Genomic DNA, 15,403 nt, shown 5'->3' on the forward strand with positions numbered 1-15,403 from the left:
CATGAAAATCGCAGCGATCGCCTGGTTTGAACTGAGAAGAATGGCGACAAGCCGGTCTGTTTTGATGAATCAATTTTTGCTGCCGCTCCTTTTAATTTTTATATTAGGAAATGCGTTGTCCGGTTTTTTTGGCGGCGGGCAGGAGTATGTGCAGCAGATGGTCCGGGTTGGAATAATAGCTGAGGGTCCGGGCCGGGAGGTGCCGGCAAGCCTGCAATCCGTGATCGACTCGCCGGAAGTGGAGAAGCTGCTTGTTCCGACCTATATGATGGACCGGGAAACCGCTGAGAAGCAGCTGCGGAGCGGAGATCTGGATTATGCCGTTATCATTCCGCAGGATTGGGAGCAGCGGATCAGCAGCGGGGAGGAGACAAGGCTGGAGCTTCTGCCGGGCAAGGACCGGGAGCTCAATTTGATTGCCGACACGGTGTTCAAAAGTTATACAGCGGAGCTCAACCACCGCATGGCAGATGCGGCCATCCTGGGGATGGACAGCATGTTAGCGTGGTTGGCAGCGGGCGGAGAAACGGCACCAGGCCCCTTCGTGGAGGTTGGACAAATGAGCGAGCAGGGGGCGACTTACTCGGCTGCCCAGTATTATTCGGTGTCTATGCTGGTCATGTTCCTGTTATACTCCGGCTTGATGGCCAGTGTCAGCCTGTTTGAAGAGAAGGACAGCCGGACGCTGTACCGTCTCCAAAGCGCCCCGGTGCCCGGCAGCAGCATATTTATCGGGAAACTGACTGGCGCTAGCCTGATTGCAGTCATACAGGCGGTGGTCATCGTGCTTGGCTCCATGTGGCTGTTTGGGGTGGAATGGGGCGACAGACCGTTGTTCCTCGTTCTCGTCTGTATGCTGGTTACCCTGGGATCGATGGCTCTGGCGGTCGTGGTCACATTGTTCTCAAGGACAGCTGCCGGAGCGCGGGGCGTGATGCAGACGGTCATCATTGCGATGACGTTTGTCAGCGGGGGATTTACCCCGATTGCGGCCGAGTGGGTGCAGCAGATCAACACCGTCACCGTGAATTTCTGGGCGATGCAGAGCTTGCTCCGGATCATGCTGCACAGCAGCGGCTCCGAGATTCTATTCAGCATGGGCATGCTTGCTGCTGTCTGCATCGGATTAACCGCGGTTGCCTGGATAACGTATCGGAAGGTGGGGTATCATGCATAGCTTAACGATAGCCTGGAATATGGTCAGACGTACGCTGGGCCGTAAAAAAGGCTGGGTTGTATATTTGGTCATGCCCTGTATCGTAGTCGCGCTTGCCGTACTGCTGTTGGGTCAAACGAAGGCGGTCGGCATTGTCGTCTCTTATGTGAACGATGATGAGGGCCCAGCCGGACAGTATGTGATTCGGGAGCTTGCCAGGCATGATCAATACGTGCTGAAAGAGGCTGCATCTGAAGCTGAACTACGGGACGGCTTACTCCATAATACAAGCACTGTCGGGATCCGGATTCCTTCCGGGCTTAGCCAAGGGCTGATCGAAGGGGAGGTTCCAGGCGTGAAGCTGTATGAACTGACCGCCTCCGAAGGGGCAGCCTCGGTACGGCTGACGGTCGAATCGGCCATTAAGCGTCTTCATGGCACCGGTTCGATCATTCGGACAGCAGGGGAGGAAGCCGGCGGCATGCAGATGCTGGAGCAGGTGCTGGGGCAGGTGGAGCGGTATACCATCGATACGGCAACCACGGATCTCCATCTATATTCGCGGCCAGGTCTGGCCAATGTCACAGGCTTCACGTTGATGTTCATGATGGGACTTATCTCCAGTGCCGTCACCTTAATCGTTGATGACCGCAGGCAGCGGACGATGTCGCGTATTTATACAGCGCCGGTGCGGGCGTACGAGATTGCGCTCGGCAACTTCCTCGGCAGCCTCGTGGTCGGATCGCTGCAAGTCATGGTTGTGCTGCTGCTGAGCAGAACAGTGCTGAGGTATGATTACGGCATTCCGTTTGGGCTTCATTTTCTGATCCTGACCGCCTTTATGATGGTGTCGCTGGGCCTGGCAACCACGATTGCAGGGATGATCCGCAACGATAAAAATACCGCAGTCATCAATTCCCTGATCATAACTCCAACCAGCATGTTGGGGGGATGCTTCTGGCCGATCTCCATCATGCCGGATTTCATGCAGAAAATCGCCAATTTCATCCCGCAGAAATGGGCAATCGAAGCGGTGGAGATCGGGGCGACTGGCGGCTCGCTGGCCGATATCGGCCTGCCCTTGGCGGTGCTTGGGCTGATGGCTGTCATTTTGCTGGCGGTCGGATCAGCGGTGCTGCGTCCAAGTGAGGTCGGCACCGGCGGCCGGGCTTAACGGCTGGCTTGAGTGGCTTGTCAGTGCCCCAAGGACCCAATCGAAAAAAAAGAGCGCCAGGTGGACAGATACGGCAATCTGTCTTCCTGGCGCTTTCGGCTTGAATGTAGCGGTTGCTTGCCTATTGCTGCAGCTGTCTGAGCACGGTGATTTCAACGCGCCGATTCTTTCTCCGGCCATCATCAGTAGCGTTGTCAGCCGCGGGCCGCGTATCGGCATAGCCTGCATACTGGAAGCCTGCAGGGTCCAGCCCGCTCTCGTCAATGAAGAAACGAAGCACCGACATCGCTCGCGCACCGGATAGCTCCCAGTTATCCTTGTAGCTCGACCAGCGGCTGAGCGGCACATTGTCGGTATGCCCTTCGATGCTGATCGCTGCATCCAGGCCCTGAAACAGGCTTGCGAGCTTGGTCAGGACCGGCGCCGCTCCGGGCTTGAGCTCGGCGTGACCGGTGTCAAACAGGAAGCGATCGCTTAATGTGATGGCGATGCCGCGAGGCTCGTCCGCAATAAAGATGTCTTCCTCCAGCTGATGCTCCTTGACGTATTGTTCGATCACGGCCATGAAGTCGGACAATGCCTTTTCCTGATCGCGGAAGGCCAGCTCGCGCTCCGTCATGGCTTCGGCGGGCGCTTCCGGTTCGGCTTGAGGAGCATCGGGATTTTTATGCTTCTCGGTATCAGCTTTGCCCGTGATGCCCGAGCCTATCTCCAGAATGCTGTCCCCGCTCTGGAAGGTGGCCTGCAGCGACTGTGTGACAAGCTGATATTTGTCAGAATCGAGCTGGCTCATCGCATACATGACTACAAAAAAGATCAGCAGCAGCGTGATCAAATCCGCATAGGTAATGAGCCAGCGGTCGCGTCCGCCTTCACCTTCCTTCCTCAGAGGCCGCCGTCGTCTATTCGGCTGTCTCATGCGAAATCCCCCTTGAATGTGAAGACACAGCAGCGTCCTTATTCGTGAAGGCTGCGAGCTTTTTGCGGACGATCAGCGGGTGCTCCCCGTTCTGTATGGCGAGAATTCCTTCGAGCGCCAGCTCCATCCGCTGAATTTCTTCCTCGCCGCGTGCTTTAATTTTGGACGCAATGGGCAAAAAGATAATATTGGCACTGGCAACCCCGTACAAAGTCGCGGTAAATGCAACGGCAATCGAGGGACCAAGACCGGTTGGGTCCTGGAGGCTGCCAAGGACGTGGATAAGCCCCATCACCGTCCCGATGATGCCCATCGTTGGCGCATAGCCCCCTGCCGATTCGAATATTTTGGCATAGCCTTCATGCTTTTGCTCGGCTGCATGGATCTCCAGCTCCATGATTTGGCGTGCCATTTCGGGATCTGTGCCGTCGATAACCATTTGGATGCCTTCCTGGAGAAATGGGTCCTCGTCATCGGCTGCACGCTGTTCAAGCGCGAGCAGCCCGTCCCGGCGGGCAATGACAGACATGCTGACAATCGCTTCGATCAGATCCTCCGAGGAGCGTCCGCCTCGTCCGAAGGCCAGCTTCAGGGCGGTTGGAATCGTGCGTAGACGGGAGGACGGGAAGCTGATGACAACCGCAGCCAGCGTCCCTCCAAAAACGATGAGCGCAGCCGTTCCCTGCAGCAGTCCGCCGATATGTCCGCCTTCCCATAAAAATCCTCCGATCAGCGCGGCTAAACCGGCAAGCAGGCCAATGATGATTGTAATGTCCATTCGCTGTCTCATCTCCTTTTGTAATATGAACCATTAAATTAAAACTTCATTAAAGTGTTTGCAACCAAAAATCGTTAGCGGTATAATGGGACGGGAACAGATATTCTTATTTACTGGACCATAGGCGATCTATTTCCCGGTAGTTATTTCATCGGGAAATTTCGATATATCTTTTAGACTTACTTAATTTTAGACGATGAGGGTGATAGGGACAATGAGCGATATTGTTGTCAGTACCAAATCCTTTGAAATCGTGTCGGAGTTCCAGCCCCAAGGGGATCAGCCGGCTGCGATTGACGCATTGGTCGAAGGGCTGCGCCAAGGGAAAAAGCATCAGACGCTGCTGGGAGCAACAGGGACGGGGAAGACGTTTACGATCGCGCAAACCATTGCCAAGGTGAATCGCCCCACGCTTGTGATTGCGCATAACAAGACGCTGGCTGCACAGCTGGCCAGCGAGTTCAAGGAGTTCTTCCCCAACAATTCAGTGGACTATTTCGTGAGCTACTATGATTACTATCAGCCGGAGGCGTATATTCCTTCTTCGGATACGTATATCGAGAAGGACTCCAGCATTAACGAGGAGATCGATAAGCTGCGCCACTCGGCGACCAGCTCTTTGTTTGAGCGCCGGGACGTTATCATTGTGGCGAGCGTATCGTGCATATACGGCTTGGGATCCCCGCGGGAATACGGCGAGCTGCTGCTGTCGCTGCGGGTAGGGATGGAGAAGCCTCGAAACCAGATTTTGTCACGGCTTGTGGATATCCAGTATCAGCGGAACGACATTAATTTTGTCCGCGGCACGTTCCGGGTACGGGGAGACGTTGTTGAGATTTTCCCGGCCTCCCACGGCGAGCATGCGATTCGGGTGGAGCTGTTCGGCGATGAGATCGAACGCATTACCGAGATCGATGTGCTGACGGGCGAACTGATTGGCGAGCGGGAGCATGTCGCCATCTTCCCGGCCTCTCACTTTGTTACGCGAGAGGAGACGATGCGTGCTGCGCTCGTCAATATTGAACGTGAGCTGGAGGAGCGCCTGGAAGAGCTGCGCTCCCAAGGCAAGCTGCTCGAGGCCCAGCGTCTGGAGCAGCGGACACGCTATGACATCGAAATGATGAAAGAGGTCGGTTTCTGCTCCGGTATCGAGAACTATTCAGGGCCGCTCACCTTCCGGGAAAGCGGAGCCACCCCGTATACGCTGCTGGACTATTTCCCTGACGACATGCTGATCGTGGTCGACGAATCCCATGTGACGCTGCCGCAAATCCGGGCGATGTACAACGGGGACCGGGCGAGAAAGACGGTGCTGGTGGAGCACGGATTCCGTCTGCCGTCAGCGCTCGACAACCGTCCGCTCAAGTTTGAGGAGTTCGAGGAGAAGGTAAGGCAGATTATCTACGTATCGGCAACGCCGGGGCCTTACGAGCTTGAGCACTGCGATACGATGGTAGAGCAGATCATTCGTCCGACCGGTTTGCTTGATCCGATTATTGATGTGCGTCCGACCGAGGGCCAGATCGATGATCTGATCGGTGAGATCCATGACCGCATCGATCGCGATGAGCGGGTGCTGGTCACCACGTTGACGAAGAAGATGGCTGAGGACCTGACCGATTATTTGAAGGAAGTCGGCATCAAGGTCCGGTATATGCACTCTGACATCAAGACACTGGAGCGGATGCAGATTCTACGGGATCTCCGGCTTGGCACATTCCATGTCCTGGTCGGCATTAACCTGCTGCGGGAAGGGCTTGACCTGCCGGAGGTATCGCTGGTGGCGATTCTGGATGCCGACAAGGAAGGCTTCCTGCGTTCGGAACGATCGCTCATCCAGACGATCGGCCGGGCTGCCCGGAACTCCGAGGGCAAGGTGATCATGTACGGTGACACGATCACCGAATCGATGGATCGGGCAATCAAGGAGACCGAACGCCGCCGCAGCATCCAGATGGCGTACAATGAGAAGCACGGCATCACGCCGCAGACGATCCGCAAGAAGATTCGCGACGTGATCGAGGCCACGAAGGTGGCCGAGAGCAGCGCCGACTACTTGACGGACGCCGCAGGCAAGATGTCCAAGAAGGAGCGCAAGAACCTGATTCATCGCCTGGAGGCGGAGATGAAGGAAGCGGCGAAGAACCTCCAGTTCGAGCGGGCCGCCGAGCTGCGCGATGCGCTGCTTGAGCTGCAGGCGGAATAGTCTGTCGATAGGGAGTCTGCGGAGAGGGAAGGGCATTCGCGACCAAGCGAGGGCCTCCTGAACTCCTGAAGCAAGCAGCACAATCGGGGAAACCAGTGATACAACGTCATAGGACGTTTATGTATAGATAGATACTATTTTGATACAAACGGTGCTTGATGCGGGATTTATTTATTCGTGGTTAAGCCGCCATAGGAGATGATATCATTTGGCAAGTGAAAAGATTGTGATCAAAGGCGCCCGCGCCCATAATTTGAAAAACATTGATGTCACCATTCCCCGCGACAAGTTCGTAGTTCTGACGGGACTCAGCGGATCAGGCAAGTCGTCTCTCGCTTTTGATACGATCTATGCCGAAGGACAGCGCCGGTATGTAGAATCGTTGTCTGCCTATGCGCGTCAATTTCTGGGGCAGATGGAGAAGCCGGACGTCGATTCAATCGAGGGCTTGTCTCCGGCGATATCCATTGACCAGAAGACGACCAGCCGCAACCCGCGTTCAACGGTCGGCACGGTGACGGAGATCTATGACTATTTGCGCCTGTTGTTTGCCCGCATCGGTCATCCGCACTGTCCGGAGCATGGGGTTGAGATTACCTCCCAGACCGTTGAGCAAATGGTAGACCGGATTATGCAGTACCCGGAGAAAACCAGGCTGCAGATTTTGGCGCCGCTTGTGTCCGGCCGCAAAGGGGAGCATAAAAACTTGTTCGCCGATATTGCGAAACAAGGATTTGTCCGGGTACGGGTCGACGGCGAGCTTCGCGACCTGTCCGAGTCCATTGAACTGGAGAAGAACAAAAAGCATACGATTGAGGTTGTTGTTGACCGGATCGTGGTGAAGGAGGATATCGAAGCACGGTTGGCCGACTCTATTGAGACGGCGCTGAATTTATCCGGCGGACAGCTTCTCGTTGATATTATCGGTCAGGAGGAGCTGCGCTTCAGCTCGAACTTTGCCTGCCCGATCTGCGGGTTCAGCATGGAAGAGTTGACACCGCGCATGTTCTCCTTCAACACGCCGTTTGGCGCTTGTCCGGATTGTGACGGACTCGGGGTGGAGATGATCATCGATCCCGAGCTGCTGGTTCCGGATCCGAGCAAGAGTGTGGAGCAAGGAGCTTTCCAGGCTTGGAGCGGAGGCACCTCTAACTATTACCCGCAGTTTTTGAGATCAGTATGCGAGCACTACGATATTCCCCAAGATGTGCCGGTCAGCAGCCTGAGTGAGGATCAGATGAACAAGCTTCTGTACGGAACAGGCGGCGAGAAGGTACATTTCCGATATGAGAACGATTTTGGCCAGCGGAAGGAAGCGTATGTGCCGTTTGAAGGAATTATTCCGAATCTTGAGCGGCGCTATAGGGAGACGAACTCGGAAGGCATCCGGGAGTTCATTGAAGGCTTCATGAGCAGCAAGCCGTGTGACACTTGCAAAGGGCACCGTCTTAGAAAGGAAAGTCTTGCGGTCACGGTCAACGACCGGAACATGGCGTATGTGACCAACCTGTCGGTTGGCGAGTCGCTTCACTTCTTCGAGGGTCTGGAGCTGAGCGAGAAAGAGCAGCAGATTGCGAATCTGATTCTGAAGGAAATCCGCAGCCGGCTCGGCTTCCTTGTGAATGTCGGCCTCGATTATTTGACGCTCAGCCGTTCGGCAGGCACGCTGTCCGGCGGTGAGGCACAGCGGATACGCCTGGCTACGCAGATCGGCTCAAGCCTCATGGGCGTCTTGTATATTTTGGACGAGCCGAGCATCGGCCTGCACCAGCGGGATAATGATCGTTTGATCTCGACGCTGGAGCATATGCGCAATATCGGCAATACGCTGATCGTGGTCGAGCATGATGAGGATACGATGATGGCAGCGGATTACATTATCGATATCGGACCTGGAGCAGGGATACACGGCGGTCAGGTCATCGCACAGGGAACGCCGCAGGAGATCATGCAGGATCCGAATTCCTTAACCGGCCAATATTTGAGCGGGCGCAAGTTCATTCCGGTGAACACCGACCGGCGCAAGCCGGACGGGCGCTGGCTGGAAGTGCGCGGAGCCAAGGAGAACAACCTGAAGAACATCAATGTGAAAATTCCGATTGGCGTATTCACCGCAGTGACTGGCGTATCCGGCTCAGGCAAATCGACGCTTGTTAACGAAATTGTATATAAGACGTTGGCGCGGGATCTGAACAGGGCGAAGGTTCGTCCGGGTAAATACCGGGAGATGAAGGGCCTTGAGCATATCGAGAAGGTTATAGATATTGACCAGTCCCCGATTGGAAGAACACCGCGTTCGAATCCGGCCACGTATACCGGTGTGTTTGACGATATTCGGGACATCTTCTCCCAAACGAATGAAGCGAAGATCCGCGGCTACAAGAAAGGCCGCTTCAGCTTCAACGTGAAGGGTGGACGCTGTGAGGCGTGCCGTGGAGATGGCATTATCAAGATTGAAATGCACTTCCTGCCGGACATCTATGTGCCTTGCGAGGTGTGCAAGGGCAAACGGTATAACCGCGAGACGCTGGAAGTTAAGTACAAGGGCAAAAATATTTCTGATGTGCTGGACATGACGGTGGAGGACGCGGTGGAGTTCTTCCAGAACATCCCGAAAATTCACCGGAAGATCCAGACACTGATGGATGTCGGATTAGGCTATATCAAGCTTGGGCAGCCTGCTACGACGTTGTCAGGAGGCGAAGCCCAGCGGGTCAAGCTGGCGTCCGAGCTGTACCGGCGCAGCACCGGCAAAACGATGTATATCCTCGATGAACCGACAACAGGGCTTCATGTGGACGATATTGACCGATTGCTTGTCGTTCTGCACCGCCTGGTGGATTCCGGTGAATCGGTGCTTGTCATCGAACATAACCTAGATGTAATCAAGACCGCTGATTATATAATCGACCTTGGTCCCGAAGGAGGAAGCGGCGGCGGTACGATCATCGCAACCGGCACGCCGGAAGAGATCGTGAAGGTGGAGGAGTCTTACACCGGCAAATATCTGAAGCCGATTCTCGAACGAGACACGAAGCGGACGAAGGAGCTTCACAAGCTGGAGGCGGCTCGCTGATATTCAGATTCAGCGGGCCTTGAGCCTTCCTTACGTATCCCCCCCTCTCCGGGGTGTGCTATGACGTAACGCACGTTGGAGCGAGTTTTTTTTGAATTTTTTGGAGTAAGGGCTTGCATCCGGACGGGCGCACGGATAACATAGAAGGAGATATGCTAAAATGCTCGAGAAACCCACGAGGAGGTACGTTTCATGTTCCTTGCAGCAGTATCGGATGCCAACGCGACGTTCAAAACATTCGATATTTTCATGATCCTGTTTACGATTCTGATCTTTATCGGCGTGGTGCGCCTGTTGACGGCTCGCCAGAAAAATAAATTCGCAATCGCTTTCGGACTTGTCAGTCTGGCTGTGTTCCTGTATTCGGACTATGCCATGATTACCGGCTGGTTCAAATAGTCAGCTTTATCGCGAATCGAAAAGACAGCTTCATTACAGCTACATACAAATGAGACGTCTGGTCCACATGGGTGGAATGAAGGCGTCTTTTTTGTTTGCAACGAGTCGTAATGTCGCGTCCAACAACGATGGATCTCATCGATAAACCGTTTTCTTGATGATGCCCTAGCATAGCTGTTGCCTAAATCTGTTACCTAGAGGGGCCCCAGGCTGCTATTCTTGTGCGCGTGTCGCCAGGTTACGATCCTTGTGCCGGTGTCTCTAGGTTGCGACCCTTGTACGGCTGTCTTTAGGTGCTATCCTTGTGCTGCGTTCCCTATGCTGCTACTCCTGTGCGGTCTGCCCCTGGGTTGCTATTTAATGCGATTGCTCCTGGAATGTTATCCTTGTGCCGCTGCTTTTGCATGATTATCCCTTTTGTTCAGGGGGAGGATGAAGATGGATGTCTGCGGGCGAGGGCGAGGGGGCCAGACAGGTGAATGGACAGATGAATAAACAGATGAATAAACAGATGAATGAACAGATTGAATGAACAGATGAATGAACGAGGAAAGAGACAAGGAATAGAAAAGGAAATAGAAAAGGCAATGGATCGAAAATTAGCCTTCGCAACGCTTGACGATTCAATCGAAGAAGAGGAGAAATCATGAGTTGATAAAAGAAATTAAGGAAAAAGATAGGAATTAAACGAGGATTTTAGTTGAAACAGATAACATTAGTCTGGTATAATAAGGATATAAAAGAACGTATGTTCGATCCTATTGTTCGAGGTGAATAATTATGGAGGTTCATGGGCTAACAGATCTTCAACCATTCCATCGTCGTTTTCAGAACGAGCAGGCCTGTTTGGAGGCCGTGATCGCGATGAAGTGGCCAAACGGCTTCGTTTGCCCGCGCTGTGAACACACCGGGTGCAGCCGTCTGAACTCCCGACGTGTTCCCTTGTTCGAATGCGGACGGTGCAAGCATCAGACATCGGCTTTGGTGGGCACGATTTTTGAAGGAACTCGTTTGCCTCTGCTCAAGTGGTTTATGGCTCTGGACTTGTTCCTGCTCCCGGATGGCATCTCGGCGTTGCGTCTTAGTCAAGCGATCGAAGTCACCTACAAGACCGCTTGGTTAGTGCTGCACAAAATTCGTCATGCTGTCGGCGAATTCGATGCGCGGGAGCTGCTCTACGGCGAGGTGAAGGTGAACAGCGATCAGTATGGCTGCAATCCCTCCCGATTTGAAGTTGTGCATCCGCATGCCTCTGTGGTTGTCGCTGGTTGTACGGTCGATGAGTTAGGTGAACCTCAGCAGGTCAAGCTTGAACTCGTCCCACAGAAGAGAGGAAGCGATAAAAGGGCAGCTCGTCGCGAACTAACTGCATTTATCGATGAGCACGTGGATCGCCTTTTATCCGAGGTACAGCTGTTCTCCCAAGCTTTTCGACTATATACACCGCTGCGGAACATAGTAAGAGAGGCTTGGAAGTTGCTGAAGAGTACATATGGCCCGTTAGGACAGAAGCATCTGCAGGCGTATCTGAACGAGTACACAGGACGCCGCTGGCTCCGCATGTCTGAAACGGAGGAATCGATGGGGCAGAAGTTGCTGCAGATGTGCATGGCGATCCCCGGGATTTCCTACCGCCAGCTGATCACTCGCCAACCGAAACAGTCCCTTGCTGCGGTTGCTTGAAAGAGAGGGGTGAACAGTTGGGGGTGTGGGTGAGAGGAGCTGGTGAGACAGATCGATTTGAGTTGCGAGCTCGCGTGAACAAGTACTGATGAGATGGTATTGCTTCGCTGAAGGCGACAAGGAGTCAAGCATAGTATAATCCGCTTTTTCATTTGGTCCGTGCGCTTATCCTGTAGCCTCATTCCAAAGTTACATTCCAAAACTAAATTCCAAAACTAAATTCCAAAACTACAATCTAATTTACATCCCAAATACATCCCAAATACATCCCAAAACTATATTCTTAGTCTACATTTCGAATCTACATTCTCAGGAGTGCTACTAAGCTGTCCTTCACAAGCTATTCTTCTATGCTATTCTTCTATGTTGTTCATCTAAAATGTACTTTCTAGCTTATCTATCAAGCTAATCTGTAAAGTTATTCTTTTAGGTTATTTTTTAAAATTATTCTTTTAAGTTATCCTTCTAACCTCTAAGCTGTTCCTTAAAGCTTCCTCCTAAGCTACCTATTCTAGAGACCGACAATTCCCAGTCTTTTTAATCATTTCTATGCTGCCTGATTAAAAGGGATAACGATGCAAGGGATCCGGGACAGACTATACTTTACACGTGCTGGATAATAGAATGGAGGAATATGGAAAACTATGCTACATTAATAAGGAGAACGTTTGGTAGGGAAAACGGGAGAGGGACAGGGTGAATCCATGAACAAAAACTTAGTCAGAAAGTCCACGCTGCTGCTCGGTGCAGCTCTGGTGCTCGGTAGCGCTGCCGATTGGGGAATTGGCAAAGTCGAAGCGACAGCGGCAGTTCCAGGATCAGTTTCAGGATCAATTCCAGTGACCGCCTCAGCGGCAGTGTCGGTGGCAGCAGCAGGGTCAGTTTCAGGTGTGAAGAGTACATATGAGGATCAAGTACCGAGGATCATTCAGAATGCATCTCCCTCGGTAGTCGGCATTATCGGAAAAACTGCGCAAGGAGTTTCGTACCAGGAGGATCGCTATAATCTGGCACATGGCACAGGCGTCATCTGGACAGCGGACGGATGGATCGTCACGAATGCACATGTGGTGGATGGATTAACCGAGCTTACTGTGGTCACATCGGACGGGAAGTCTTACCGGGTCCGTGAGGTTTATAGCGATGCCAAGAGCGACATTGCTCTGATTAAAATTAATGCAAAGGCTTTGAAGCCAGCTAAATTCGCCAAGACTGCCCAGACTTCTCAAGTAGGGGAGCGGGTGGTGGCCATTGGAACGCCGATTTCCTTCTCACTCCGTAACTCTGCAACCGTTGGGGTTGTAAGCGGATTGAACCGGAGTGTAGACGGCTCCTATCGTCTGATCCAGACGGATACGGCGATCAACCCTGGCAATAGCGGGGGGCCGCTGGTGAATATGAAAGGAGAAGTCATCGGGATTAACTCGATGAAATTTGCGGCCATCGGGGTCGAAAATATGGGCTTCTCGATTCCTGTGGAAACGGTACGTTATGTTGCCGAATATTTGCTCGAATACGGCGAAGTGCCAAGACCAACGCTTGGTCTGGAGCTGGAGGAGAGCTGGTCGGCGATCGTTGGCCTGCCAAGCGATGATCCGTTGATGGTTACGCAGGTCTTAAGTGATGCCGCATGGAAAGCCGGAATTCGAGAGGGGGATGTGCTGTATGCCATTGATGGCAAGCGCGTCTACTCGGTTGTGGATATCAATGAAATTTTAAAGTCTTTTTTGCCGGGACAGAAGATTAACCTGCTTATGCAGAGTGATGGAGACATCGTGAATCGCCGGCTGACTTTGGGCTGGGACGCCTATGACGGAATCCTTGCCGATGAAGAGGAGGCCGACCAATAATGTTGATGTGGGAGAGAGAGAATAGCCATCGGCGGCAGTGGATGAAAAAGGCAGGGGTGGCATTGCTGGCGCTGTGCCTGATGACACCGTTGATGATGACAGCGGCTTGGGGAGACAGTGTAACTGATGAGCAATATGAACAGCAGGAGCAGACGAAGCAGGAGCAGACGAAGCAGGAGCAGACGAAGCAGGAGCAGCAAACGAAGCGGGAACAGCGGTTGTTGGCCATCCAGACAGGCAGCTCCAAAGCGACGGTGAATGGTGAGAGCCTTGGGATTGCTAAGCCAGTGATACATCAAGGCGCTGTGATGGTGCCGCTCGGTGTGTTCAAGCAGGCTTTCGGCAGTGAGATTCGGCTGGAAGGAAACAATCGGATTCGGATACTGCAAGGGCCGCACAATATTGTGCTGGTCATGGACAGCAAGACGGCCTGGATTGACGGACAGAAAGTTGAACTTCCCGTTGCTCCAACCATGATTTCCGATACGCTGATGGTGCCTCTGCGTCAAGTGGCCTCGGGAATGGGAGCGAAATTAAGCGCCAGCGGTTCCGGCGCCTATACGGTTAGCCTCAATGTGGTGGTTAAAGAACAACCGGATCCATCCGGCATGGAAGGCCCGGGTTCATCGCGCATAGGGAACAGTTATTATACTTGGAGCATCAATTATCCATCCTGGATGATGATCATTCAGGGGGCTTCAGACGAAAGCGCGTCCTATTTTACAGATCCGACGGGACGCTATTATTTGGAGCTCCATGCCCTTGATCAGACAGTGCCTTTAAACGTTGAGGATCTGCTGGAGATAGTCATTAGCGATGTGAAGGAATCGAGGGAAACGATTCTGCACCGGGAGGCCGTCTCCAGTGCATCTGTGGCGTATGCCAGAGCCGTCACCAGGGATATGGACGGATTGCTGTGGGAGACTCGGGCATATTACGCGAATGATCGGGTGTACATGCTCTATTTTTCCGATGCGAATGCAGAGCACTACACTGACATGAACAGCCATGCTGCTTTTCTGAACTCCTTCAGGCCTTCCTTTCCGGCAGTGGATCCTCATGTGAAGGATTTGTCCTCGGTTGTGGACGGGCTTATGGATGTAGGCAATGATGAGTATGGTGTCTACCTGAGTGTGCCGGCTGATTGGAACATGAACGATGAGGAAATGATGTATTTCAAACAGAAGGAAGGAATACTGGCCGTCACCGTTACCTCTGTTCCGAAGGGGGCGAGATCCGGTATAACTTCATGGGTCGATGAGATCAAGAAATGGTATGCGGAGTCGTTTGTAGAGGATGCTTACAAAATGACCGGGCAATCGCCAATCGAAATTTCAGGCGTGGAAGGCCAGCTCCTGGAACTGCAATATAACTCAGGCAACGGCTGGATTTACACATATCAAATCCTGATTGAACACAACGGTTATCGGTATCATATTGAATATGCCTATCCGGAGCGGATAGAAGATGGTGCTGGGTTGTGGGAGAAGATGCTGGATTCCATCGACATCGATTATGACCGGGTACCGGATCAGTTCGGGGATCTCGGAGAAGACAATACGCTTGTCGACAAAACAAAAATGAGTACGAAAAGCTCATCTGCATACCGTTATCATATAGATATTCCATTGTACTGGACGCCGATCAGTGACCGGTTTGAGCAATCGGATATTCAATATTCCTTCATGGGAGGAAACTTTGAAATTATGGCGCGGTGGAATAGTCCGGCCGACCGGATCATCCAAGAGATGAAGCGTTATTACACCGAAGCTAACGCGTCTAACAGCAAGCTCAAGCTGCTGAGTGTGGAGAATATCACTTTTGCTGGTGCATCAGCGGTATCCTTTACGACACATCAGGAGAAGGATGGGGTCGGATTCACGACGCGCGAGATCGTATTCGAGAACAACGGCATCACGTATATGATTGTTGCGGAGCTGAACGATGCGAATGCAACCAAGGAGCAGACCGATGTGATCGAGCGGACGTTAGCGTCGTTTGGATTGACGAAGTAAATGGGTGTAGTAAGTCGTTGTGGCTTTCGAAGTATCAGGATGTCATGTTTGTATATCCGCATATGATTGTGAATAAAGCTGTTGGCAGCTGCTTATGGTCCACGAAATCGTGTGCCATGGGCGGCTGTTTTTGTTGTAGGGGATACG

The 15,403-nt window shown here is 52.8% G+C and carries 10 protein-coding genes; 8 read left to right on the forward strand and 2 right to left on the reverse strand.

Annotated elements, in window-relative coordinates:
• Nucleotide 1: 1 nt before the first annotated feature.
• Together MKX64_RS12355 and MKX64_RS12360 are read left to right on the forward strand one after the other, a co-directional pair.
• Nucleotides 2-1,177 (forward strand): ABC transporter permease, encoded by a 1,176-nt coding sequence (locus MKX64_RS12355; protein WP_341035978.1) that lies wholly within the window; start codon nucleotides 2-4, stop codon nucleotides 1,175-1,177.
• Nucleotides 1,170-2,330: an ABC transporter permease gene (locus tag MKX64_RS12360; RefSeq protein WP_341035979.1), complete on the forward strand. Its 1,161-nt coding sequence runs from the start codon at nucleotides 1,170-1,172 to the stop codon at nucleotides 2,328-2,330. The genes MKX64_RS12355 and MKX64_RS12360 overlap by 8 nt, the downstream gene beginning before the upstream one ends.
• 121 nt (nucleotides 2,331-2,451) lie before the next feature.
• On the opposite strand, the gene MKX64_RS12365 is transcribed toward MKX64_RS12360, so the two are convergent.
• Nucleotides 2,452-3,249: a flagellar motor protein MotB gene (locus MKX64_RS12365; RefSeq protein ID WP_341035981.1), complete on the reverse strand. Its 798-nt coding sequence runs from the start codon at nucleotides 3,247-3,249 to the stop codon at nucleotides 2,452-2,454.
• Nucleotides 3,233-4,027: a flagellar motor protein gene (locus MKX64_RS12370; protein WP_095266995.1), complete on the reverse strand. Its 795-nt coding sequence runs from the start codon at nucleotides 4,025-4,027 to the stop codon at nucleotides 3,233-3,235. Before MKX64_RS12370 ends, MKX64_RS12365 begins: the two co-directional genes overlap by 17 nt.
• Before the next feature lie 214 nt (nucleotides 4,028-4,241).
• Here MKX64_RS12370 and uvrB point away from each other — a divergent pair, with 214 nt between their 5' ends.
• The 6 genes from uvrB (at nucleotide 4,242) to MKX64_RS12400 (ending at nucleotide 15,256) form a co-directional block, all read left to right on the forward strand.
• On the forward strand, nucleotides 4,242-6,233 hold the full coding sequence (gene uvrB, locus MKX64_RS12375) for an excinuclease ABC subunit UvrB (protein WP_095266993.1): 1,992 nt from the start codon (nucleotides 4,242-4,244) through the stop codon (nucleotides 6,231-6,233).
• Nucleotides 6,234-6,441: 208 nt separating this feature from the next.
• Complete coding sequence (gene uvrA, locus MKX64_RS12380) at nucleotides 6,442-9,309, forward strand: excinuclease ABC subunit UvrA (protein WP_095266991.1); 2,868 nt, start codon at nucleotides 6,442-6,444, stop codon at nucleotides 9,307-9,309.
• Nucleotides 9,310-9,501: 192 nt separating this feature from the next.
• Nucleotides 9,502-9,708 (forward strand): hypothetical protein, encoded by a 207-nt coding sequence (locus MKX64_RS12385; protein WP_095266989.1) that lies wholly within the window; start codon nucleotides 9,502-9,504, stop codon nucleotides 9,706-9,708.
• A gap of 780 nt (nucleotides 9,709-10,488) precedes the next feature.
• Nucleotides 10,489-11,391 (forward strand): transposase, encoded by a 903-nt coding sequence (locus tag MKX64_RS12390; RefSeq protein ID WP_095266988.1) that lies wholly within the window; start codon nucleotides 10,489-10,491, stop codon nucleotides 11,389-11,391.
• 704 nt (nucleotides 11,392-12,095) lie between these two features.
• A complete protein-coding gene (locus MKX64_RS12395) occupies nucleotides 12,096-13,241 on the forward strand; it encodes a S1C family serine protease (protein ID WP_341035985.1) in 1,146 nt (381 codons plus the stop codon).
• The gene (locus MKX64_RS12400) at nucleotides 13,241-15,256 is read left to right on the forward strand and encodes a copper amine oxidase N-terminal domain-containing protein (protein WP_341035986.1); all 2,016 of its coding nucleotides are present in this window, start codon (nucleotides 13,241-13,243) and stop codon (nucleotides 15,254-15,256) included. The genes MKX64_RS12395 and MKX64_RS12400 overlap by 1 nt, the downstream gene beginning before the upstream one ends.
• Nucleotides 15,257-15,403: the final 147 nt, after the last annotated feature.

This window comes from Paenibacillus sp. FSL M8-0334 (genome assembly GCF_038000405.1).
GTDB classification, from domain to species: Bacteria; Bacillota; Bacilli; order Paenibacillales; family Paenibacillaceae; genus Paenibacillus_AQ; species Paenibacillus_AQ campinasensis.